The organism is Candidatus Thorarchaeota archaeon, from assembly GCA_013388835.1.
In the GTDB taxonomy this organism is placed as follows: Archaea; Asgardarchaeota; Thorarchaeia; order Thorarchaeales; family Thorarchaeaceae; genus JACAEL01.
The window spans coordinates 70,523-93,507 of the sequence record JACAEL010000026.1; the positions used below are offsets into that span (position 1 = coordinate 70,523).

The following is a 22,985-nucleotide window of genomic DNA, read 5'->3' on the forward strand; positions in this document are numbered from 1 at the left end:
TCAAGGCTGGCCTGATGTGAAGGGAGATGTTCTAGAGTATATGCACCATCTGGATGAGACGCTTGCCACCATACTCAAGACGTTCGGGATAAGAGGTCTGAACGAAGTCCAACGGATGGCAGCCGAGAGCGGACTCTACGAAGGCACAGACAATCACGTCTTGGTATCCATGTCAAGAACGGGAAAGAGCTTCGCCGGGATTCTGTTCATCGCAAATGAGATGTTCAAGAGGGCAAGGGCTGCAAGTGAGGGAGCTGCGGAGGCAGGCGATGAGTGTCTTGCCCTTCTCGTCACACCATTCCATGCGTCAGCCAGGGAGACCTCGTCGGTACTCTCGCGCTACTTTGGTTGGTTTCTGAGACCATGTGTGCTTCTGACCGATGCTCGCTCACCGTCGACAGTGATTCGACTCACTGGGGAAGTGAGTCCCAATGTGATTGTCGCCACACCGGAGGCCATGAGAGACCTCTTGCGAAGCCCAGTCCTTCGGGAGTGGTTAGAGGGGCGCCAAGTTGTGTGCGCAGTATACGATGATGTTCACTCGATCATGCATGACCCATACAGAAGCGTTGCTCTTCTAGAGGTCTCAAGTTACCTTGCCAAGCTCCCCTCACATCCCCGTGTACTTGTCCTGTCTGCACAGTTTGATGGCAGTGACCGACTGTCGAAGGTCTTCGATGCCAAGATGACCGTTGACAAGACGGACTACGATACGCCCGATATCAATCTCGTGAACTACTCGTCCACGCAGGAGAAGGAGAAGGGGCTGTTCAAGGTCGTCACGGACATTGCAGAAGAGGGTGGCACGGCCCTCGTCTACATGCAGTCTATTGATGGCATTCACGAGTTCCTGGAGAAGAACGGGTCTGCGCTAGCCGCCAGTGCAGCGGGTGAGATGGACTCGATGATAAGGAGTCGCTTACAGAGGATTGCTAGGGTCTTGGGCGAGCTTGGCTACGAGCACTCAGACCTGCTAGCAGGTGGTGTCGCATACTATCACGGACTCCTTGACGAGACACAGCGATGGTTTGTCGAGTGGGCACTGCGAAGAAAGTACCTCCGATTCCTCTTCGGGACCGAGTCGCTTGGCTTCGGAGTGAATACGCCGGTCTCAGACGTTGTGATGGGTGCAACCGGCATTGACGAGGTCTTCCGGCAGTCCATGATGGCTCGTGCTGTCACGCTGCGACGCGGGAAGGTGAATGCCGGGAGATGCACCGTATTCGCCAAGTCCATCACGGATGTTTCAGACCTCAGACGAGTGTACACGAGTCCCAGGCTTCCCGTGAGGTTCATAAACAACGCCACTGTGTCCGCCGTGTTCATCGGGCTCATCGGGCTGGGAGTGATTCGCACGGACAAGGACCGCAGGAGTGTCTCGAAGGTCCTCGAGCTCTTCTACAAGAAGGGGTCGACTGAGAAGGCATTGGATGCGTTGATGAAGAGCGACCCACCACTCGTTGCAAAGAACGCTGGCGATGCGCTGTCCTTGACCGTTGCAGGGAACGTCGCCTTCGAGCTTGACATCTCCGGGTCGCAGCTGCTTGCGGCAGTCGAGGGTGTGAGGCTGCTCCTATCATGCGCAAAACATCCAACCGCGACCGATGCTCTCATGATCATGAGCTACTCTCTTCTTGCAGACACACAGAGGAGTTCCGACCTCAAGGAGCTCGACAGTGCGCTTCAGGCGCACTTTGTGACCGAGTATGACTCAGCACTGAAGGATGTTGTGATTGACACGGACCACGAGTTGTCATGGCACAAGGCTATCGAGTATTCCGTGCTCGTGCTCTCATGTACTCACGATGGTTCGCCCGTCCCCACCACGAGAAAGACCACTGAGCGGCTGGTCTATGAGCTGAGGCGATTCTATCCCCGATTTGTCGGAATCCTAGAGGGCATCGACGCAAGTGGGATGCTGGGTCCCTCCAAGAAGTCCCAGACCATGATGCAGACGCTTCTGAAGGTCACCGAAGAGGAGATCGGACTCAACACACTCTCGGTGTCCGAGTCGAAGCGTGAGCGCTTGAGCGGTTGGAACCTGGACTTTGTGGACTTTGCAGACATAGAGCGGTCCATCGATGGCGCCCTTGACTCGGACCTGAGCGCAGCTCACAAGATCCAACTGATCGAGCTTCTGGAGAACGTCCACACGACCACCTCCGCGCTCGTTGACCTCATGAGTCGCTCTCAGAACGACCCGGAGTCTCATCGGGTGCTTGAACTCATCTGTGAGCACAGCAAGGAGGGACAGCTCGGTGAGAACCTCACAAAGGCACTTGAGGAGGAGGGCTTGGTCAGGCCTGGCACAATCGGGCAGCTGTGGAAGCGGTTCTCTACAAGTGTGGAGCAGGTCAAGAAGAGGACAGACACTCCTTCGAAAGCGGCAGGCATACTCTTCTCCCTGTTCTCAGGCAACATCGTTGGTGCAGCGACAAGCAGCTATGAGGTACTGAGGGTCGCGCTGAGCAAATCGAAAGGCAAGGTTGACACATCCGGAGTGGTGTGAGGTGCGCGCACTTCCGGATGTCATATGAGAATGAGTTATAAACGTCAGTTCCCGAACTGAAGCTGGAGACCTAGATGTTGTCGCGCGAGCTGGAGATTCTTGAGGAGCTGAAAGAGGGCATCGACACGTTCATCGAACGGTGGGCCAAGATACAGCGTAACTCCGTGAAGTCTATACAGGCTGTCACCAACACACTTGTCCAGTTGGAGCATCTTGAGGGCTCGCTTGGAAAGCTTGACGGGTTCGCGAACATCCGTGAGAACACGCGCGGCAAGCTGCTTCTCATGCTCTACGACAGTCTTGTGCCAGAGCTAGAGGCCTCAATAAAGGAATTCATGAAACTGATGAAGATGTTCGAGGAGCTGCGGCAGAAGACCTCCACAGTCCAGACATTTGCAGAGTCACTGAGAGGCAGTCTCGGAGAGTCACCAGAACTGGAGGACCTCGCCGGGTTCCTAGAGCTCATCGTCATCAGCATAACCGACATACTCAACATGTACGAGGCCGAGTTCCTCATCAAGATCACCGTGTTCAGGGACCTCGAGGAAGGTGGGGTGGACGTCGGTGTGGTAAGCAACTACCTGACCGTCTGGACTGCAGAGCCCAACATTGAGCAGGCCACTCTGGACAAGCTGCTGAAAGACCTGACCGAACACTTCGAGCTTCTCCGAGATGTGTTCTCAGGCAAGACGAACATCCGAATACCTGACATCTACAAGAGAGCCTCACTCTAGGCACGTATCGCTGGCCGCTGCTAAGCAAGCTGCCAACCCAATCCATCTGAGCGGGCCTCCCCCTGTCTTCAGACCAGTCGCAGAAGACCGCCTCATGAAGTCACAATGTGCGGGGGTCGCAAGTCACTCTTCCAGTCAGGTCCACGTCAAGCACGGACAGCACGGTGTCGATGACTACCTCATGAGAACCAGCATACTTAATTGAGAAATGCTCTGCTAGCCAGCAGGCCCGATTTGCCAGTCCACAAGAGTTCAGGAGGTCAACTGATTGCCCGAAGATGAGATGGTCGTGACTCCCTGGGACGTGCGGGGAAAGATTGACTATGAACGGCTCATTGAGCAGTTCGGTACGCAGAGGATCGACGAGAATCTGAGGCAGCAGATCTACAAGCATACCGGCGAGCGGCACTTCATGCTCGACCGCGAGCTTGTCTACTCTCACAGGGATGTCGACTGGCTTCTGAAGCAGTACGCAAAGGGCGAGAAGTTCGTCATCTACACAGGCCGCGGACCAAGCGGGCAAGTCCACCTCGGCCATCTGGTACCGTGGATGTTCACAAAGTGGCTTCAGGACCGTTTCAAGGTGCGTCTCTACTTCCAACTCACCAACGATGAGAAGTTCTGGTTCGATGAGGAACTGAAGTACGATGACGTGCACCGTTTCACAAGAGAGAACGCAATTGACCTGCTGGCCCTCGGCTTCAAGCCCGAATCCACCTACCTGATTGACGACATCCGGCACATAGATGTCCTGTACGAACTTGCCGTGCAGGTCGCAAAGAAGGTCACGTTCTCAACAGCACGCGCAGTCTACGGGTTTGACAACAGCATGAACATCGGCGGCATCTTCTATCCAGCGCTGCAGGCCGTGCCCGCATTCCTCCACTCCTGGATCTACGGCCAGAACACCCCATGCCTCATACCTTGTGCCATTGACCAAGACCCTCACTGGAGAGTCACCCGCGACGTCGCTGACAGACTCGGCTTCTACAAGCCCGCCTCCATACAGAACAAGTTCGTCCCAGGTCTCGGCGAGGGCGGCAAAATGTCCGCCTCTGACCCCATGTCCGCTATATTCACCACCGACTCACCCCGCCTCGCAAAAAAGAAGATAATGAACGCCTTCACCGGCGGCCAGCCCTCCGCTGAAGAACAACGAAGACTCGGCGCCAACCCAGACGTCTGCTCCGTCTTCGCCTACTACAAGTTCGTCTTCGTACCCAGCGACCAAGAACTGGCAGCCATAGAGAAGCAGTGCCGAGGCGGTGAGATCCTATGCGGCGAGTGTAAGCAACGACTCCTTCCCATGGTCACCAACTTCCTTGAACAACATCAGGCCGCAAGAGACGAGGTCCGCGACCGCGTTGACGAGTACTCCGCTGCACGCCTGCGAGATGAGATCCGTAGGTAGTACTACCGTCACTGTGCTGGCTCGCACCACTCTCAGACCTCCACTACCGCCCACCGTGCGAGCCCAAGCACAAGCACACGCCATCATCTCCTGACTTTCTTTTTTTCGAAACGCCATGCATCACCGACGAGTTTCCAGACCTGCCTCCAAAAGCGACCACCATAATCCTTCTCTGGTAGAAATGAGCAAAAAAAAAACCTGCGGTTTCAATCAGACTAGAAGTAGGGTTGAGACCGCGCATCTGTCGTGCCTCCTCCTCGACCAGTAGCGCGTTCCAATCAGACTTGAAGTGGGGTTGCGACAGGTATATGTCACCGTAATCCATAATAGAAGTGGGATGGGTGAGTAGGAGGCGAAAGACTCAGGAGAGTTCTGGAATGGAGACCAAGTCTGATACAGCGGACGTATTCAAGTGTCCGGTGTGCAATGGCAACGTACGAGTTGGTCCTGACGACGTGGTGATCACATGTACATACTGTGGTAGTACGACCACGGACCAGGGCAAGGCGATTGGGAGCCATCTGATGGAGCCGGCGCGTGACAGGGATGAGAGAGTGAAGGGGCTCCGAGACTTTCTCAGGGCGAACAAGGGTATGAACAATGGTCTAGACCAAGCGGCTGAGGTTGTTGAGAACACTCTGTTGTACGTGCCGGTCTGGACGTCACGTGTGAAGGCAGACAGTTGGTACAAGGGGTACACGACTGTGCAGGTACCTGTACAGCGGACGAGGACTGTGAGGGATGCGAACGGTCACATGCGTACCGAAACATACACCACGTATGAGACCGGATACGTTCCTGTTCAGGATGAGATTCACACTGACACGGATGAGCGTCTTCTTGCGAGAAAGGGTGCGAGGTTCTATGGTCTGGAGGACTTTCTTGCGAAGGTGGACCTGAGGAAGACCGAGCCCTACAGTTTTGAGAAGATAAAGGACCTTGGGCCGACCATCCTGAATGCGGAGATTGGGCAGGAGGAGTACGAGAAGGCGATGCATGGCCGGGTGGCGGACCGACACAGGAACCAGGCCAAGTCGAAGGTGACGGAGTTATTCGACTGTAGGACAACCACTGAGGTTCGCGGGACGACCTATCTACAGGTGCCGTTTGCGCTTTTGCGTTACAAGTTTCAGGGTGCGCTGTACAAGTGTGCGGTGGATGGCAACACTGGGAAGGTGGTGCTTGGAGAGATACCGATTACGAAAGCCCAGCGGGTGATGTGGGCCTTCATTGGGCTGATAGGAATCACAATTGGCGGTGCGGGTGGCGAGTTCGCCTATCAAGGAATGATGAACGACATCGATAGTATGTTGATAGGCGGGATTTTCGCAGCCCTATTGGGTGCGATAATGGCGCTGTTCGGAATGAGAGTGTTACTGATGACTCAGCGGGAGAAGAAGGGGTGATATCAAGTGGCGAAGTGTGCGTTCTGTGATGCGAGTTTTGAGACCGGCCCTGGCGACATCCTGCTGGTATGCCCTTATTGTGGCACGGCCCAGACAGCCACCGGCGTGAAGTTCAAGGACCACTACATGATCAGAGTGCACTTCTCGGCCAGTGATGCTCAGAAGACACTCCTTGACTGGTGTTCGAAGCAGCTCGGTGCGCCTCAAGACCTATCTACCTCTGCCAAGTTCGTCAAGTCCGAGCTAATCTTCTATCCCTTCTGGATATCCCGAGTCGATGCCAGTTCACAGTACCAGGGCTTTGGCCGCGATGCGACGTTCCATGACGAGTGGCCTCAACGACGTGGCGCATACAAGAGGATCTCGTTCTTTGAGAAGCCCGAGTCTGGAAGTTTTGTACGACGACACGAGATCAGCATTCCCGGGTTCCCGGAGATTGACCCGGACATCAAGAACTTCCCCATCCCCACCAGAGCTAAGGAGTTCTTCAGTCATGCTCACGCGGAGGAACACAACGGGAAGGTGCTTCACAGCAAGATTGGTGAGGACGAAGCCAAGGCAACTGCAAAGAAGATCGCCTTCGACAACCAGACTGCGCTCATAATGAGTGAGGTTGTCAAGGTCTCGTCGAGGAGCGACAAGATTGATGTCGGGGAGACCTTCCTGATTCATGTTCCCATCTGGGAGATGGAGTATCGGTACGGCAATGGCAAGTACAAGGCGTCCGTCTCTGCTGCTACCGGATACGTCATAGAGAGCAAGTATCCTCGCTCCAAGAGCTTCAGAGCGATGGGCATAGGATTCGGCTGCCTGTCAGCTCTCGTGGGCATCGGTCTGCTCTTCCTTGCCTATCAGTTGGAGGTGTTAGTTGGAGGAGGCTATGTTGCAGGCTCGCTCCTGCTCATCATTGGGCTTGCGTTCTTGTACAAGGGTCTTTCGAGGAAAGAGGCAAAGGAGAAAATCTAGGCGGGAACTAGAGCGTTCCCCCCTTTCCTCTTCTCTTTCTTCTTTTTCTTCTCAGCTCTTCTATTTACTGAGCAGCAAGCATCTCAACCGAACGCACACCGTTCATTCTTAGCTGGACAGAGTTGGACACAGGAGTCTTGTCACTCCCAGGATACGGCACTGGGGTCACTCCTCGAGGTTTCATGAGGTGTCTAACCGACCTCGAGCTCTCAGCTCCCGCACGGAGGTGTATAGCATCACGCAGCGATGTCCAAAATCGTCCAACTTCTGGGCAGCTGCTGCTAACCCCTCAGTCGACTCTGCAGGTCCATTTGGCTGGTCCAACACTCTAGAGGAGGTGTGAGAAGGCCTTTCAGAGCTTCCAGAGCCTCGCCTGCAGAGTCCATGACCATTGGCTCACTGTTGGTGGCGTCCGCGACAGCTGCTCTCGTAATCCAAGGTGACAGCATCGAGTTCTCTGCTGCATTGGCAGAATGGAATATGACGACATGTCTTCTCACCTTCTCCCTGAGCAGTGCACGGTATGCGCCAAACCTTGCATAGGCTGCGCATAGTGTGGTCTTGGGGTCTGAGTTGGGCGACGAAGTGGAGTCCATGCTCTGAGCAGTGGACCGGCCTTGTGATGAGAACTCCATTCGGAGGTAGTCGACCTTCGGACCGCCTGGCCACGAGAACATGACAAGCCTCTCGCCGAGCGCACTGCCGGTCTGGATACTGAAGGAGTCGGTTGTGGGAGCCTCATTCAGTTCGCTGATCGCACGGGTTGTGAATGCGTCGATGACCGCTCTGTAGGCACCTCTGAGAGGTACGAGTCGGCGACTGGATAGTCGGCCGAGGAGTCCCACGGCAAACATACGTGCGACCTGGTCGAGCGAGTAGTCATATTCGAAGAGCTGCCACACGGCTTCTGAAGCTGGTATGTCGCGTTCTGATAGTCTGCTGGCAACTCTGCTGATCTCAGGTTCCGAGAGGAGTTCAAACGAACGGGTGTGTATCAGCGGTCCGGCGGGCAGGAGACCGAAGGAGGGTTCGAGGGTGCGTGGAGGCAGTGCAGATACCTCCACGCGTAGGGCCATAGGTGTGACGGACAGCGCGACTGTCTGTAGGACTCTGATGATGCTCTCTGGTTCTAGATCTCGAGCATTCACGGGTAGAACGAATCGATACAGGTTCCTGCGCATTGCAGCGATGGCTTCTCTATCCAGACCTCCCCACGAGTCACAGTGGTCGTAGACGGCCAGGTGCTCGTGGGCAGCGGTGCTGGCGAGCACCCCGGCGAGGAGTGTGGGGTATTTGGCAGACTCAACGACCAGTCCGGGAGGAGTGAAAACGGTCATGGGTCTCTGGTATGCCACAGGCTCCAGAGAGGCCTGGGTGGAGACAACCTGACTTGCTGCCGTTGTTATGACCCCCGATGTTATGCAATCAACCCTACTGGGTGTTCTCGGGCTAAGTCCGTATCTTGATGCGAGAGTGCACTCGCGTGTATGATGGGGGCTGGGAGAGAGATGGCCGAGACTATTCGGTGGTCTGTGAATCCTTGTCGTTGTCATCGTCGCAGACTATCGTCAGTCCTCACAAAGCGCCCGCACATGCAGACTGGTCACAGAGGCTGCGGTACGAAGTGGAGCAAGAGTAATATTCGCCACGCTGCAGTCCGAATGACGAGGCCAAGGAGAGGACGACTTGGAAGACCAGACATGTCTGGAGCAGCAGACATCCCCTGCCATGATGTTGCATGCAATGGTGTCACGGCTACGTGTCAGTCTCATCGCATTGCAACAGAGGAATGGTCGCAACGGCTTTCTCCTCCTGTGTGCTATTGTGGTGACTCTCTCATCCTCTGCACACTACCTTCTCACAATGATGAAGTGGACTGCTCCGGGCTTTGCACTGGATGACTCATGGATACACCTGAACTACGCTCGCACAATCTACGATGGCATTCCCTTCGAATACTCGCCCGGTTATCCCTCGACCGGATCAACCTCGCCGCTGTGGTCCCTGATCCTCTCGGCACTCTTCTTGGTCACGTATGACCCTTCAGCCATCGTAGTTGGCACGCTAGCCATCGCCACATCCTTCTACTGCGCCACTTCACTGCTGGTCGGTCTCATTGTGTATGAACACACTCGCAGGACTCTCTTTGCGTCCCTCTCGATTCTGACCTATGTCCTTGTACCGAAGAACACATGGCTAATGCTCTCCGGGATGGAGACTCCTCTCTTCATGACAACTGTTCTGTTGGGGCTGCTTCTCCTGCACAAGAACGAGCCGAAATACGACATTCCCCTCGGTGTGGTTCTGGGACTGGCATACCTATCGCGACCAGAAGGGGTCCTGTTGATGGTACTCTTCCCTCTCAGAGTCATCGCCGTCTTCAAGACGCGCCAGCTCAGCACGAGGCGACTCGTGACGCTCCTTGCAATCCCGTTCCTTGCACTTGCGGTGGCTGCGCCTTGGATACTTCACTGTCTGCATGTCACAGGACTTCCTCTACCCGACACGGTCTATGCCAAGGCGCATGTAGTGATGCCAGCCGAGTACGAGCTCTGGGCCTCATGGTGGCTCTTTTGGTTTTGCACCATGCCCTTTCTCATCCTTGGCTTCATCTCGGGACCCGCTCTAGTCATCAAGGGCAGACCGCATGTGTGGCTCTATGCGATTCTCCTCTTCATCCTCTATGCCCTGACCACACCATTTCACGCACTCATAAACAACTCCCGATATCTGGTACCCATCTTCACGCTCATGATGGTTTCCGCAGTCATTGCTCTCACACTGGCGGTTGGTAGGTTGTGGAAGCATGCGGCATACAACCGGGAGCGAGATGCCGTGGTCGTCGCAATGACAGTACTGCTCCTGATAGTCCCCATTCTGCCTGAGTACTCGTTTCAGGCGGACCTCTACGGCAACTCCGTGAAGAACATAAACGAGCAGCAAGTACACATAGGATACTGGCTGAAAGATAACACTCCTGCCGACGCAGTCCTTGCCATACATGATGCAGGAGCACTCAGATTCATCTCTGGGAGATCGGTCATAGACCTTGCGGGTCTGGTGAGCCCGGACATACTCCACGGCAACATGACTGATGACCAGAAGATCAGGTATCTCAGAGACCATGGCTGTGACTACTTTGTGTTCTTTGACGAGCTCTTTCAGTACTGGGCCTACCGACTTGAAGGCGGATATGAGAAGCTCTACACAGTCCATCTGACAGACAACGTGATCTCGGGGCGGGACACAATGTCAGTCTGGCACATTGACTGGGACTTGACTGCGTACAGAGGTACTTGAGACTCTCCGGCAGCAGTTTTAAGCAACTACGCAGTGAGAGAAGTCGAGAGAACAATGGCCGAAGTGAAGTCACAGATAGAGGACTACCTTTCCCTCATGAAGATGAAGTACACTTGGGATGAGAAGGCAGGTGCGTTTCAGCTTCTGTTCACAGAGAGGAAGGATGCAAGACCCGTAAGCCCCTCGGACATGGAGCAGAAGGACACATTCAGATATGTGGTCACGGTCAAGCCTTTCGGCAAGTGGGTTCAGATACGGGCGGATGTGTATCCCCTCGAAATGATTCCTCAGGAGAAGCTCGCTCAGGTACTCATGGACCTTCTCACCGCCAACTTGAAGTATCCGGAGGTCTGCTTCGACTTGGACCAGGAGAGAGGCATCATTGGCACTTCTCAAGAGATGATGACACAGGGTCTCAACTTCGACGGCTTCAGAGAGGAGTTCTTCGCAGTGCCTTGGGCGGTGAAGAGATTCTGGGCCGAGATTGCCCCCAAGCACGGGCTCAGCTGACTCTGGCCAGCTCGACCAGTCTGTCTCTAGCGAGTCTGATGATTCTGTCATAGAGTGCCGTCGGGTCCGTCACGTTGACGAACCCGCCCGTGAAGACCTCTCCGCCGCCGCCCTTCCCCCCTGAGGTGACCACAATCTCTTTCATTATCTCCGCTGCTGGAACTGGCAGCTCATTGCCAATCGCGATGATACTGGACTTGACCCCGGGTATGAATAGTAGGAGTAGATACGGGCCTTCGATGGGTATGCGGTCTACGAGGTGCCGGAGTCTCCCCGGCTCGAACCCGGGCAGACACTCGTGTGCAAACATGACCCCTCCTACTGGTTCGAAGTGCAGTGACCGGACCAGCATCTCCTGACACTTGTCCAGCAGAAGCGCATACTGCTCACTGAGGGTCTTGGCCTTGTCGAGCACAGGACCCAGCTGGGCGTACTCGATGGGGTGGGTGTGCCGACGGATGAGGACCGTGTTGAAGAGACGCGAGGTCTCTGCGATTGCCCTTGCGCCCGTCACAAACTCGACTCGCAGGCTGCCTCCGTCTTCACTTACATCTACAACCTTGAAGTGGCCTATGTCTCCGGTGTGGAGGACGTGAGTGCCTGAGCATGCCGAACTGTCAAAGTCGCCAAAAGACACCACTCGGATACGATCATGTTTCTGTGTGACTCCCTCCCTTGCTCTTACATCGCTACGCACCTCTCCGGGAGCAACCACAGCCGTGCTCGTCTGGATGTCCTCAAGAATCAGGTTCTGCACCATACCTTCGGCCTTGATGACATCCTCGACTGTCAGTCCTGGAGCTGACACATCTACTGTCCCATGTTCTCCATCAATCCATATGTATCCAAGTCTCACCTGAGGCCGAATCCTCTTCAGAGAGGCCACAAAGAGGTGTTCGCTACTGTGGTTGCGCATCATTGCTCGCCTCCAACCCATGTCTATCTCAAGCAACCACCTCGTTCCAGCAGGTACGTCCTCCTCGGTGACGAGGCAGACCTTCCCGTCGGAGTCCACCGTGTTCACAAACGGAATGTTGCGAGTTCCAATGACGAGGACACCCCTGTCTCCTGCCTGCCCACCACCCTCAGGTCTCACTACTGCTTCCAGAATCTGAACCTGATACTGTCGGTCAGCCCTCTCTGAACCGGAGATGGTCACCTCAAAACGACTCTCGAGAGGACTTGTCCAGTAGGGCGGTAGTGACATGGAGCTCACCTTGGCCGAAAGCGATAAAACACGCTGACTTTGTCCTATTCTAACTTGTCGGAAACTGGAGTGAAGCCGCTTGTTCAAGTTCCTCAAACGAGACCCGGTCGAACAGGCCAAGAAGCACATCGAGAAGGCTCTAGACGAGCTTGAGCACGGTTACGCAGACTACGCGTCCGCCGAGTATGAACGGGCAGCGCAGATGTTCAAGGACGCAGACCAGGCGGACTTTGCAATCAAATACTTCCGTGAGGCAGCATACTGTGCCCTTGAACGGGATGACCACACACGAGCGGCGGAGATGAAGATCCGGGCAGCAGAAGTACTGGTTGGGGAGGGCCGGTTCGAGGAGGCGAGCGGTCTCTACTCTGAAGCCTCGGACCACTACTTCAGACAGAAGAACACGCAGGAGTCGTCGCGTGCCTTGTCAATGGCTGTCTTCTCAAGCCTTGCGGCCAGAAGCTTTGACACGGCCACGAACATCTGCAGAAAGGGTGAGAAGCGGTCTACCGGTCCGAAGTCCTCAGATCGAGGTGTACATGAGCTCGCTGAGGTCTGCGTGCGGATACTCTGCGAGGGGGCGACCCTGACAGAGAGTGAGCTGCAGTCTGCGCTTGACAGATTCAGACCGAGGGACTCGGAGGCGCCGCTGATTGACTTCGTCACCACATCAGTCCGACTGGCACTGAAGACGGAGGTCTCTCTGGAGTGGGCTGGTCCCAAAGCAGAGAGAGCCATGGTAAAGACTCCTCTTGAGTTTGAGTTCAGGTATCGTTGTCCAGTGCCAGTGAGAGTGGTCGCGCACAAGTATGCTCTGTCGAATGGGCTAAAGCTGACCAGCGAGCCATTCCTGACGAAAGAGCCCACACCCGAGGACTCATGGCTGATTGGTGTGCTTCCTGTCCTCAGTGGAGAGGGACAGGTGGGTCCATTCAGCATAACTCTGGAGGGCGAGAGGGTCCTGGTCAACAAGCAGTCCAACGTCATCAGGTTCACTATCGCCGACGCTCCAGCCAAGTTGTCGGTCGATATCTCCCCCGCGCGCCTGAAGAGCAATCTGAACGATGAGATGGTATTTGATGTCACTCTGTCGAACAGCGGAAACGGACCCGCGGCGAGTCTGACTGTTTCGTTGATGATGACTCCGGGACTGGCAATGTCCGTTGGTACATCGGAGAAGGTCATCCAGTCCCTTGGTGTTGGGGAGAAGATGAGAATCCAGTTCTTCGTGAAGGGCGTTGCAGCAGGGAATGAGCGGTTAACGGTCTGGGTCCGTGATGACTCAGGAGTAGTGGACACAAAGGTCTCAGCGGAGATCCAAGTTGTCTAGTGATGACTACGCTTTCCTCTTCTGTGCTCTCTCTCTCTCCTCAAGTATGTTCAAGCAAGCACCCATGACCTCTCTGATGGTCTCTTCAGCATTGAACGATTTCAGGAGGTCCTCCGCATCGTCGAGTCTGTTGTCCGCAAGGGCCTCACTGAACGAGAGAAGGACCGGTAGCCACTCCCAGCGAGTCTTGTCTACAATCCTCTTTGCCTTCTCAATCCGCTCTCGTGCATCTGCGCTCATCTGAATCGTGGAAAGGCCTATGGCTGCCAGAGACAGGTCGATCATTGCACGTTCCGCCTTTCCCTCTTCTAACGCCTTGTCCGCAGCCTGACTGTACAGCTTTGCCATGTTCTCTGCACAGGTCAAGAAGTAGTCCGAGTTGTTAAGCTTGTGACATGAGTAGGCGGCCCAGAGGTAGGCCTGTGCGGCAGTCTCGGTGAGTCCCGCTTCAAGGGCTTGGTCTGCAGAGTTCTCGAAGAGTGTGAGCGCAGTGTCGAACTCACTCACCTGTTTGTATTGTGTGGCTGCCTCGAAGTAGGCCGTGGCCGCAGTCTTGTGGTCATCAGACTCCGCACTTGCCTCTGCAAAGATGTGATAGTTTTCCGCTGCCTTTCTGGTCATCTCCACTACTTTGTCCAGATAACACGCAGCTGCCTGTTTGTACTGGTTGGCAGCCTGATAGAACTTGTCACTCTCTGCAAACTCGCCAGCGAGCCGTTCCCACTGACTGCATTCGTGTTCCATTACTCTCTACCTCTTCAGAGCACACACTCTAGGCGCTAGACCTATCATCTGACAGCCTACTTATGCCTGTGTTGCACAAATACCTTATGCCGACAGACCGGATTCGATTATTCGCAAGGTCACTTGGACCTGCCAGACCTTGCCAGCTCGTCTAGGATCTCCTTGGCGCGTTCCACTTTGACCACCCCTTCCTTGACCATCATCTCCGCGACAAGGTCAATCATCTCGCCTCTTGCACCAGCGGTGGTGGCAACGTTGCGAGCATGCAGTGCCATGTGCCCCTTCTGGATGCCCTCAGCGGCAAGCGCTCTCAGTGCGGCCAGGTTCTGTGCCAGACCGACGCTGGCGATGACATGCCCGAGCTCAGACGCGGTCCTCACACCGAGTATCTTTACACATGCTCTGGCGACAGGATGAATCTTGGTGGCTCCACCAACAAGGCCTACTGCCATCGGTATCTCGATGGACCCAATGAGATTTCCGTCCGTGTCTCTCTCATATTTCGTGAGTGAGTGATATCCTCCGACCGAGGCATAGCTGTGTCCACCTGCTTCTATTGCCCTGAAGTCGTTTCCAGTCGCTATGACAACTGCATCGATGCCGTTCATTATTCCCTTGTTATGCGTGGCACAACGGTAGGGGTCCGCCTCCGCAAAGGCCCAAGCGGCGATGATACCGTCAACCACATCGTCCCCGCCGAGCAACTCCCTGTCGAACTTGGCCCGTGCTCGCACGAGTCTTAGGTCAGCCAAGTTGGACAGTATTCGCAGAAGGACTCTGCCGCGGGTCAGCTCCTGTATCCTTGGTGCAAGTGCTTCCGCCATTGTGTTGACCGCATTGGCCCCCATCGCATCGCGTGTGTCTACTATCAGTTCGGAGATCACCATCGGCCCGACCGACGAGTCAATCACTCGGACACGCAGGTCCTTTGCTCCTCCTCCAAACTTGACAAGAATCGGGTCCTTATCGTTCGCCATCCTGAGCAGTTCTTCCTTTGCCTCGAGGACCCTGAGCTTCGCCTCAAATGGCGCAGGGACGCTGACCGCCTGTATCTGAGCTATCATCACTGGTCCCGTGTCCGTGGCGGTGAATCCTCCATGCACTCTGGCAATCCTTGCGGCATTGCTGGCTGCAGCGACAACAGATGGTTCTTCGATTGCCATTGGGACCAGGTAGTCCTTGCCATCTATCAGGAAGTTAGTCGCGATACCTAGCGGCAGAGGCATTGCACCGACGACATTCTCTATCATGTGGTCGAGTATGGACATGTCCACCTTGCCGGGGTCAGTGAGCGGACCGATGTCCTCTTCCGTCACTCCAGTGGCTTCCTTGAGCATCCGAATGCGTTCTTCTCGCTCCAGCTTGTAGAATCCTGACAGTCTCGAGTCCCTGACCATGTTTCATCAACTGAGCCTACATCCGTGCACCTCTAATAAGACTGATGGGTGCGGGATGTGGACTGCGCAAAACGACAGTGCAGGACGAGTCGTGACCATAGGTTTAAGTCCGCCTCGACAGGCGAGGTGGTGATTCGGTTATGCCTTCAGAGCAGGACTTCAGTGAGACCATATACGGCCTCTGTAAGAAGAGAGGATTCTTCTGGGGGCCGTCTCCAGAGATATATGGCGGCAGTGCGGGTCTCTATGACCTTGGTCCCCTTGGCAAGCTCCTGAAGAACAGACTGGAGAACGTCATCAGGGCCTCCTTTGTCAAGGCAGGGTTTTGGGAAGTCGAGTGTCCCACCGTGTCTCCAGCGGTGGTCTGGAAGGCATCGGGTCATGAGGATGGTTTTGTTGACCCTGTCACAGAGTGTACAAAGTGTGGCCAGGCCTACCGGGCTGACAACCTGATTGAGGAGCAAGCCCCAACAGCCAATATCAGGGGTCTCTCCATTGACGAACTCACGGCGAAGATACGGGAACTGGACATAAGGTGTCCCTCTTGCAAGTCCGAACTTGGAGCGGTCCGCAGGTACAATCTGATGCTTCGCACAAAGCTCGGACTCGGTCAGGATGCGTACATGCGACCCGAGACTGCAACTACAACCTATCTTCTCTTCAAGCGGCTGTTGACATTCTTCAGGGACAGACTGCCAGCCATGGTCTTCCAGATTGGAAAGGCGTACCGGAACGAGATATCACCCAGACAGGGAATGCTGCGGCTCAGGGAGTTCACACAGGTAGAAGGGCAGATCTTCCTTCAGGACCCTGACGAGGTGCAGTGGCCTAAGTTCGAGTCGATTGAGAATGAGCAGTTGCCTCTTCTCCCATACACCACACAGGAGAAGAAGAGCGACAAGGTGGACTCAATCAAGATGAAGGATGCGTTGAAGAAGGGCCACTTTCAGACCCCAGCCTATGCATGGTGTGTCCACCTCGCCTACAGCATATTCCGCAGTATGGGCTTCTCGCCTGAGCACCTCCGTCTAAGACAACATCTTCCAAGCGAGAGAGCTCACTATGCAGCAGACGCGTGGGACATCGAAGTCCTGACCCGGAGCTTCGGTTGGGTCGAGTGCTGTGGCGTGCATGACAGAGGAAACTATGACCTGGGGCGTCACCAGGAGTTCAGCAAGGAGAAGATGACCACCAAGGTGGATGGCAAGGACACTGTACCCAATGTACTTGAGATAGCATTTGGAGTGGAGCGTCCTATGTTCTGCCAGATTGACAATGCGTACGACGAGGACCCCGAGCGGACTTGGTTGAGGTTTCCGCCCCCTATAGCCCCCGTGCAGGTCGCGGTCTTCCCACTGATGGACAAGGAGGAGCTCACTGGTCCTGCCAGTCGAATACACGGTGATGTGTCGGAGTCAGGTCTGATCAGCTACTATGACACGAGCGGCTCAATCGGCCGCAGGTACAGGAGACAAGACGAGATAGGCACGCCTTACTGTGTCACCGTCGACTATCAGACCATTGATGACGCCACTGTCACTGTGCGTGACCGCGACTCGATGGAACAGGTGCGGATACGGACCGATGACCTTCTGAGCACACTCAGAAGGCTGGTCTCTGGTAGAGTGAGCTTCGAGTCGCTGAAGAGTCAGGGTTAGCAGCAGCTGCCCAGAAGTTGGACGGTCTTGGACATCGCTGCGTGGTGCATGTATGACTCCGTGCGGGAACGGAGAGCTCGAGGTCGGCTCGACACATCATGAGACCTCGAGGAGTGACCCCAGTGCCGTATCCTGGGAGTGACAAGACTCCTGTGTCCAACTCTGTCCAGCTAAGAATGAACGGTGCCTAAGAGAGAGGTCCGTGCTTCCTGGCGCCGGGAAAGAGCTCTTGCAGCGCATCCATGATCGACGCCTTCTGGACTGTAACGCCCTTGCGCCTCAGGGCACCGTGGATCTCTTCGGTGATGTCGTCAATGCTCTTTCCCTTGAAGGGAATCTTGTCTGTGGTCTTGCCTGCACTCTTAATCTCGATTTCCTCGGTCTTCTTTTCTATGGTGTACTGTGTGCCAGTGATTCTCAATACGATGCCTCCGTATATTGGCCTAGTGAGTCATTTGCGAAATGTAGTATTAAACGCATCTGGCATTACAGAGCTGAGCATGGATTGGACCGCTGTCTGAGTGCGGGCTTGGACACGCTCTATGGCAAGGGCACGGTATGCGCGACGAACGCAGAGATGGTGACATGAATCCAGAGCGCTCAAGTTACTGTAGAAAGAGAGAAATAGTGAGCAGTCATCCGGGTATCAGGAATGCCATAGTGAGCGAGAGCCAATCAAGAGTCCAGATAAAGAGAATCCTTGCAGCAGTGGACGGTTCGGAGTATTCCGACAAGGCGGTGAAGTATGCGTGCGCAATCGCAGGGCCCCTGTCAGCTGAGGTCTATCTGCTCTATGTGGTGGCGATGCTAGTGAACGCGACCCCGTACGGCGATGCAGTGACCGACCAGCCGTTTCTAGCTCTGCAGAAGGTGGGAGAGGACGTATTGGCAAGGGCAAAGAGAGTGGCTCGTGACAACGGATGCGAGGCTGTGGACTTGATCAGTTACGGCGATGCCGCTGCCCAGATAATCGAAGTCGCTCAGGCAAAGAGTGTGGACCTGATTGTGATGGGCACACGCGGAATTGGCGGTATCAAGAGGCTCTTCGTTGGCTCCACCAGTGACAGGGTCATCCGACAGGCGAGTTGTCCGGTGATGGTCGTAAGATAGTCTGGTTCGAATGCTGAGGTCAGCTGTTTGACTCCGGGCGGCGAACTTGGGATTGCAGTCGACCTTGGCTCTTCGAGTATCAATGTGAGCGTGTTGAGTCTTGACTCAGGAGAGCAGGTCGGTAGCGCAGTCGTGAGCAATCCGCTCCTATCGGAGGGCCCCGAGGTCGTCTCAATGCTGCGTTCTTATGTGTCCAGCGAGCCAGAGTCGCAGCGGCTGAGGCAGCGCCTCACTCAGGCAGTTGTGCTCGCCACGAGGCATGCGTGTTCTTCTGGTGCGACCGACCTCCGCAAGGTGAAGAGTGCTGTAGTTGCAGGGAACAGTGTCACTCGGGGCATCTTCTTCGGACGGACACTCGACGAGCTGACCCGGCCTCCCTACACACTGGGTGACCGTGGCGCCATACTTCAAGGCGCAGGTGACCCCACCATCCCGGGATTTCCAGACGTGACGTGGTACTCTCCTCCGTGCATTGAGTCATTTGTTGGTTCCGATGCAGTCTGTGTCCTCCTGTATGCATTGAATAGAGATGACAGGGTACCGCTGCTGGTTGTCGACATAGGAACGAACACGGAGGTCTCTGTGTGCAGAGACGATTGCGTATGGACAGCGTCTGCTGCCTCAGGTCCAGCCTTCGAGGGGATGGCGATGGAGTGCGGTATGCCTGCAACTGTCGGAGCGATATGGCGGGTGAGGATTCCGTCAGCAAGCTCTCCCCCCCTCGTGGACACGATTGACGGCGGTCTTCCTCAAGGGCTATGTGGCACCGGAGCTGTTTCGCTGCTTGGCGAGCTGCGCCTGCATGGCATCATGAATGCTGAGGGGTCGATTGTACGGTCCTCGTCTCCAAGAGTGAGTGTTGTCGGCGGGATAGTACGTTATGCAGTGGTGGAGTCGCAGCAACATGGGGTCTACATCACGCAGCCGGACATCAGAATGCTGCAGCTGTCCAAGGCTGCAATCGCCGCTGCAGTCCTGAGAGTCCTAGACGTGTCAGAGACACAGCTCTCTCAGGTCGCCAGGGTACTCCTGACTGGTGCGTTCGGATTGCAGCTTGACCTTGACGCTGCCTACCGCATTGGGCTGCTCCCCCACATGAAAGATGCAGTCACAGTCCAGGTGGAGAATGCCGCACTACGCGGGGCAGAGATGATCCTGACGGAATCAGGTCTTCGCCGCGAGGCCGAGGAGATTGTAGCAAGGGCGAGATATGTGTGTCTCATGGACGACATGCTGTTCGACGAGATGGTCTCCGCGTTGAGGCGATTCGACAGGATTCAGTAGACGAGGTCTGTGGGGTCAAAGTCCTCCCCTGCCCTGCGCCGAGATGAAGACAGTGGGCGTCCGTCTGATGTCCTGACACGAGGCACGACAACTATGTGGAACGGCCTGAGTCTGTTTCTGCGCCTGAGTTCATTGATTCGGAAGGCGTTCTCAACAACACTCAACTCGTCAGAGACCACGAGGGCCTCAAGACCCTGCATCCGGTCCGCCCCACCCTCGGGCGTATCAATCGGGAATATCTGACATCTGTGGTTGGCGCCCTCAGCGCTGAGGAACTGGTTCAGGGCCTCCAGTCTCTCACTGAAGGACTGCATCTTGTGACGGTCGCTCTTGCCTTCGAGCATCACGTCCTTTGTGATTCCGATTCCCACCGTGTCTCCTAGTGCCAGAGCTGTTCGTAGCAGGTGTCTGTGGCCCTCGTGAAGGTGGTCAAAGGTGCCGGCAAAGACGACCATCTTGTAGGGTCGTTCAGTTTTTGATGACAACTCACACATCCCGCGTTTCAATTAAGCCAAGTTCTCTCATGTCATCCACAATCTTGGACAGTGTGCTGGGATCGGTGTACCCGAACTGGAAGCATATGCGGTCCCAGACCTCGGTCAGTGACCTCCATTCCGCAGAGAGATTGAGCAGTTCGTCAACCCGACTCATAAAGTGCTGGTCCTTCTGGAGGAGCGTCAGATACCTGCTCCGGGACTCGGGTCTTGCCTTCATAATATAAGAGGGCCTCAGTGCATATTGGACCTTTCGACGCACTTCCATCTGGAACGCGCTTGGGTCAATCTTGATTTGTCCCTCTTCCTTGGGCTCCAGTCCGCTGCCCACACACGCGCCCTCGTATGCTTTGCGCAGGACCATCATCTCCGAGGTGTAGGCCATCTCCAGGCTGGCTCTGAGTGCGTTTGCAAGAGCCCTCTGGACTGTGATGAGCGGCCACTCCTGAATGGCTCTCTCCAGGGTCTTTCTGCCGAGTTCATAGGCATATCCGAGCCACCTCATGTATTTGGGATACAGCTTCTCCGGGTCGTCCTTGCAGCTGGAGAGCTCGTCGACGCCCTCCATCCCAACCCTTGTCATCAGTTCAATCATCTCATTCCTGGTTGCTGTGAGCAGACTCTCCTTGCACACTAGTGCCGGATAGGCGAGCGTGACGGCTGACAGGACAAGTGCACGGGACACATAGGCCATCTGTCGAACGTCCAGCTTGTCGGTGCTGTCGCAGGACGTGTGGTAGAATCTGTCCGGATCCTGATTCAGCATGACGGCTGGAATTGACAGCGTGGAGTCAGTGAACATGAAGTGGTCTGAACCCGCACTGTATGCGTGGTACTCGTAGGGCAGCGGACACATGGTGCCGCCCATAGCTGGGTCTCTCTGTGTCGCCGACTCTGTGCGCAGCCAATAGTCCAGCACATTGTTCAGTGTACTGGGCAGGGAATGTGGTGTGCGATACAGTTTGAGTGTGGAGCCGGCCTTTGCAGGGTCTGCTCCCACCATGTCCACGTTGATGACTGCAAGTGCCCGATTGACCAACTCTCTATCGCCATGTATCAGCCTGATAGTGCCATGCCACTCCGGCACCCAGACAAACCGGATGGAGTATTGTGGGGTCTCAAGCTGTCCTTCTGCGATGAGCCGCGTAACAACCCTCAGAACCTCCATGATTGCTCCTGCACCTGAAGCATTGTCATTTGCGCCGGGGTGTGGATGGCATATGTGAGCCATGAGCCAGACCTCCTTTGAGGAGTCCTTTCCGGGTATGACCGCGGAGAGGACCTCCTCAGGTCCCGACTTTAGCTCTGCGTCAACAGTTGCTCTGACTCGGACCCTCTTTCCTTCCGCCAGCATCTTCTGGATCTTCACGCCATCGGCCTGACGGAGCGCAAAACCGAATCCGGTCCTGCTGGCTTCTCCCGGGTCGGGCCAGAGCGCCTCATACCTTCGCAGGCTGGCAATCTCATCAACTCCTGACGGTGGGACATATGTCAGAATCCCTGCTGCGCCCATCTCTATGCATGCTATCTTGTGAACGAGTGAGGCGCGGCTCTCAGTGAGCACTATCTTGCCCCGAACATCCTTGTTCGTGTAGTCCTCCCGAGTCAGTCCCTTTCCAACGTACACTACGTCGGCCTCTATATCTGCAGACACCGAGTGAGCGGCCAGCGATATGGGCTCTGTCTGGAAGTCAGCCAGTCTGCGACTCTCAGGTTCTATCAGTTGTAGCGTTCCAGTCTTCGGATACCAGGCATATAGGGAGTCCCAAGTGGAGATAGACCCCTCGCCTGTGGCTGTGTACTGGTGGATGGTGACCTGAGCTTCTGAAACCCTCTCAATTTGGTCCTTGATGCACAGGATTGCCTGGTGGATTCCCGGACTAGCCTGTATTCGGTGAAAACGAGACAGGTCAATCACATAGTCGAGGGCTCTAACACCAGAGACTGTGTCCGCAATAGCGGTCCTGACGTTTGAAGGGAGCATTTGTCACACTCCCCCGGATGGCAGTCCATCCTCCATAAGTATCTTTCACAAGATGTCTGACATGGGAGTCTAGCTGCTCACATCACATGACACCGGATTCAGACTCAGAGGTGAGCTGTTCATCACAAGAATCCGCAATCAGCGTGCTTCAGTCCGGACATGGTGCTGCATACACGACTAGAATGCCGCAACTTGTGCAGACACTACAGGCATCAGGAATCAATAAGGAAGACCCGGAGGGCTTGATGACCCCCTCCGGTCAGTCTACACATAGTGGCATCAGTTCTAGTCCTTGTTAGACTCAGAAGGTGCTGGCCCGGCAGGCTTTCGTCCCCCAAGTCTGGCGTCTATGTGCAACAGAGCAGGAATCGAGTCCTTTGCCATCTTGATCAGGTCCCGGTTCTCTGTCGCGTTCTTCTCTTCCTCCACTTGTTCGTTGTAGAACCAGCGGAGGAATGACTGTGTGGCCCTGTCGCCCAGCCGCTCGGCAATCTCGCCTATCTTGTATATGCGCTCAGTCACGGTCCTCTCATGGTTGAGTGCGTCCTCGAAGACCTCCAGAGGTGAACCCCATTCTGTTCTTGGTGTCCGAATCTCCTTCAGCAGGGTCCTGCCTCCCCTTTCCGTGACGTGTCGATGGAATCTGATGGCATGGTTGTATTCCTCGTCAGCCTGGACCTCCATCCAGTGTGCCATCCCTCTCAGGTTTCTGCTTTCAAACCAAGTTGCCATCGAGAGGTATATGTAACCACTATACAGCTCAAAGTTGATCTGGTCGTTTATTGCATCGACCAGCTCTTTAGATATCTCCAGATTCATTTCCTCCGTTGGGTTTCTTGTGAGAGTTAACCGTAAGAGGTGATTAACTATATTTAAGCGCTTTGGTGTGGCACTGCCGTATGTGCGACGAACCTTTTTGTACACGACTTCACCTAGTCGAT

19 protein-coding genes are annotated in these 22,985 nt (G+C 55.2%); 11 read left to right on the forward strand and 8 right to left on the reverse strand.

Annotation, left to right across the window (positions count from 1 at the left end; all coding sequences use genetic code 11):
• Window positions 1-16: 16 nt before the first annotated feature.
• The 5 genes from HXY34_05340 to HXY34_05360 all read left to right on the forward strand — a co-directional run bounded on the left by HXY34_05340 (window position 17) and on the right by HXY34_05360 (window position 7,026).
• The gene (locus HXY34_05340) at window positions 17-2,509 is read left to right on the forward strand and encodes a hypothetical protein (protein ID NWF95544.1); all 2,493 of its coding nucleotides are present in this window, start codon (window positions 17-19) and stop codon (window positions 2,507-2,509) included.
• 74 nt (window positions 2,510-2,583) lie between these two features.
• Complete coding sequence (locus HXY34_05345; protein ID NWF95545.1) at window positions 2,584-3,243, forward strand: hypothetical protein; 660 nt, start codon at window positions 2,584-2,586, stop codon at window positions 3,241-3,243.
• 283 nt (window positions 3,244-3,526) lie between these two features.
• Window positions 3,527-4,654 carry a tryptophan--tRNA ligase gene (locus HXY34_05350; GenBank protein ID NWF95546.1) on the forward strand — a complete coding sequence of 376 codons (1,128 nt, stop codon included), beginning with the start codon at window positions 3,527-3,529 and terminating at the stop codon, window positions 4,652-4,654.
• 377 nt (window positions 4,655-5,031) lie between these two features.
• Entirely contained in the window at window positions 5,032-6,060 is a 1,029-nt protein-coding gene (locus HXY34_05355; protein NWF95547.1) for a hypothetical protein, read from the forward strand.
• A gap of 6 nt (window positions 6,061-6,066) precedes the next feature.
• On the forward strand, window positions 6,067-7,026 hold the full coding sequence (locus HXY34_05360) for a hypothetical protein (GenBank protein ID NWF95548.1): 960 nt from the start codon (window positions 6,067-6,069) through the stop codon (window positions 7,024-7,026).
• A gap of 281 nt (window positions 7,027-7,307) precedes the next feature.
• On the opposite strand, the gene HXY34_05365 is transcribed toward HXY34_05360, so the two are convergent.
• A complete protein-coding gene (locus tag HXY34_05365) occupies window positions 7,308-8,363 on the reverse strand; it encodes a hypothetical protein (GenBank protein NWF95549.1) in 1,056 nt (351 codons plus the stop codon).
• A 349-nt stretch (window positions 8,364-8,712) separates the two neighbouring features.
• Between HXY34_05365 and HXY34_05370 the strand changes: the two genes are divergently transcribed.
• Both HXY34_05370 and HXY34_05375 read left to right on the forward strand, forming a co-directional pair.
• Window positions 8,713-10,326 (forward strand): hypothetical protein, encoded by a 1,614-nt coding sequence (locus HXY34_05370; protein NWF95550.1) that lies wholly within the window; start codon window positions 8,713-8,715, stop codon window positions 10,324-10,326.
• 54 nt (window positions 10,327-10,380) lie between these two features.
• Window positions 10,381-10,836 carry a hypothetical protein gene (locus tag HXY34_05375; GenBank protein NWF95551.1) on the forward strand — a complete coding sequence of 152 codons (456 nt, stop codon included), beginning with the start codon at window positions 10,381-10,383 and terminating at the stop codon, window positions 10,834-10,836.
• Here HXY34_05375 and HXY34_05380 read toward each other — a convergent pair.
• Window positions 10,829-12,043 (reverse strand): hypothetical protein, encoded by a 1,215-nt coding sequence (locus tag HXY34_05380; protein ID NWF95552.1) that lies wholly within the window; start codon window positions 12,041-12,043, stop codon window positions 10,829-10,831. The genes HXY34_05375 and HXY34_05380 overlap by 8 nt on opposite strands.
• A 79-nt stretch (window positions 12,044-12,122) precedes the next feature.
• Here HXY34_05380 and HXY34_05385 point away from each other — a divergent pair, with 79 nt between their 5' ends.
• Window positions 12,123-13,373, forward strand: a complete 1,251-nt coding sequence (locus HXY34_05385; protein ID NWF95553.1) for a hypothetical protein — start codon at window positions 12,123-12,125, stop codon at window positions 13,371-13,373.
• 6 nt (window positions 13,374-13,379) lie between these two features.
• On the opposite strand, the gene HXY34_05390 is transcribed toward HXY34_05385, so the two are convergent.
• Together HXY34_05390 and HXY34_05395 are read right to left on the reverse strand one after the other, a co-directional pair.
• On the reverse strand, window positions 13,380-14,117 hold the full coding sequence (locus tag HXY34_05390) for a hypothetical protein (GenBank protein NWF95554.1): 738 nt from the start codon (window positions 14,115-14,117) through the stop codon (window positions 13,380-13,382).
• Between the two features lie 119 nt (window positions 14,118-14,236).
• Window positions 14,237-15,514 (reverse strand): hydroxymethylglutaryl-CoA reductase, degradative, encoded by a 1,278-nt coding sequence (locus HXY34_05395; protein NWF95555.1) that lies wholly within the window; start codon window positions 15,512-15,514, stop codon window positions 14,237-14,239.
• A 140-nt stretch (window positions 15,515-15,654) separates the two neighbouring features.
• Here HXY34_05395 and glyS point away from each other — a divergent pair, with 140 nt between their 5' ends.
• Window positions 15,655-17,172, forward strand: a complete 1,518-nt coding sequence (gene glyS, locus HXY34_05400; protein ID NWF95556.1) for a glycine--tRNA ligase — start codon at window positions 15,655-15,657, stop codon at window positions 17,170-17,172.
• Between the two features lie 187 nt (window positions 17,173-17,359).
• Here glyS and HXY34_05405 read toward each other — a convergent pair whose 3' ends face one another.
• Window positions 17,360-17,593, reverse strand: a complete 234-nt coding sequence (locus HXY34_05405; protein ID NWF95557.1) for a hypothetical protein — start codon at window positions 17,591-17,593, stop codon at window positions 17,360-17,362.
• A gap of 164 nt (window positions 17,594-17,757) precedes the next feature.
• On the opposite strand from HXY34_05405, the gene HXY34_05410 reads away from it, so the two are divergent.
• Both HXY34_05410 and HXY34_05415 read left to right on the forward strand, forming a co-directional pair.
• Window positions 17,758-18,282 carry a universal stress protein gene (locus HXY34_05410; protein ID NWF95558.1) on the forward strand — a complete coding sequence of 175 codons (525 nt, stop codon included), beginning with the start codon at window positions 17,758-17,760 and terminating at the stop codon, window positions 18,280-18,282.
• A 27-nt stretch (window positions 18,283-18,309) separates the two neighbouring features.
• Window positions 18,310-19,566 (forward strand): DUF4445 domain-containing protein, encoded by a 1,257-nt coding sequence (locus tag HXY34_05415; protein NWF95559.1) that lies wholly within the window; start codon window positions 18,310-18,312, stop codon window positions 19,564-19,566.
• On the opposite strand, the gene HXY34_05420 is transcribed toward HXY34_05415, so the two are convergent.
• The 3 genes from HXY34_05420 to HXY34_05430 all read right to left on the reverse strand — a co-directional run bounded on the left by HXY34_05420 (window position 19,560) and on the right by HXY34_05430 (window position 22,863).
• Complete coding sequence (locus tag HXY34_05420) at window positions 19,560-20,051, reverse strand: pantetheine-phosphate adenylyltransferase (GenBank protein ID NWF95560.1); 492 nt, start codon at window positions 20,049-20,051, stop codon at window positions 19,560-19,562. The two genes, HXY34_05415 and HXY34_05420, sit on opposite strands and share 7 nt — an antisense overlap.
• A gap of 1 nt (window position 20,052) precedes the next feature.
• Window positions 20,053-22,044, reverse strand: coding sequence for a DUF4910 domain-containing protein (locus HXY34_05425; protein ID NWF95561.1), 1,992 nt, complete (start codon window positions 22,042-22,044; stop codon window positions 20,053-20,055).
• A 285-nt stretch (window positions 22,045-22,329) separates the two neighbouring features.
• A complete protein-coding gene (locus HXY34_05430) occupies window positions 22,330-22,863 on the reverse strand; it encodes a ferritin (protein NWF95562.1) in 534 nt (177 codons plus the stop codon).
• Window positions 22,864-22,985: the final 122 nt, after the last annotated feature.

What these genes read in the sequence shown, in the direction of transcription:
- HXY34_05375 (NWF95551.1), top strand. Translation starts at nt 10,381, where the DNA reads ATGGCCGAAGTGAAGTCACAGATAGAGGACTACCTTTCCCTCATGAAG.
- HXY34_05430 (NWF95562.1), bottom strand. Translation starts at nt 22,863, where the DNA reads ATGAATCTGGAGATATCTAAAGAGCTGGTCGATGCAATAAACGACCAG.
- HXY34_05350 (NWF95546.1), top strand. Translation starts at nt 3,527, where the DNA reads ATGGTCGTGACTCCCTGGGACGTGCGGGGAAAGATTGACTATGAACGG.
- HXY34_05365 (NWF95549.1), bottom strand. Translation starts at nt 8,363, where the DNA reads ATGACCGTTTTCACTCCTCCCGGACTGGTCGTTGAGTCTGCCAAATAC.
- HXY34_05345 (NWF95545.1), top strand. Translation starts at nt 2,584, where the DNA reads ATGTTGTCGCGCGAGCTGGAGATTCTTGAGGAGCTGAAAGAGGGCATC.
- HXY34_05390 (NWF95554.1), bottom strand. Translation starts at nt 14,117, where the DNA reads ATGGAACACGAATGCAGTCAGTGGGAACGGCTCGCTGGCGAGTTTGCA.
- HXY34_05380 (NWF95552.1), bottom strand. Translation starts at nt 12,043, where the DNA reads ATGTCACTACCGCCCTACTGGACAAGTCCTCTCGAGAGTCGTTTTGAG.
- HXY34_05355 (NWF95547.1), top strand. Translation starts at nt 5,032, where the DNA reads ATGGAGACCAAGTCTGATACAGCGGACGTATTCAAGTGTCCGGTGTGC.
- HXY34_05395 (NWF95555.1), bottom strand. Translation starts at nt 15,514, where the DNA reads ATGGTCAGGGACTCGAGACTGTCAGGATTCTACAAGCTGGAGCGAGAA.
- glyS (NWF95556.1), top strand. Translation starts at nt 15,655, where the DNA reads ATGCCTTCAGAGCAGGACTTCAGTGAGACCATATACGGCCTCTGTAAG.
- HXY34_05425 (NWF95561.1), bottom strand. Translation starts at nt 22,044, where the DNA reads ATGCTCCCTTCAAACGTCAGGACCGCTATTGCGGACACAGTCTCTGGT.
- HXY34_05410 (NWF95558.1), top strand. Translation starts at nt 17,758, where the DNA reads ATGAATCCAGAGCGCTCAAGTTACTGTAGAAAGAGAGAAATAGTGAGC.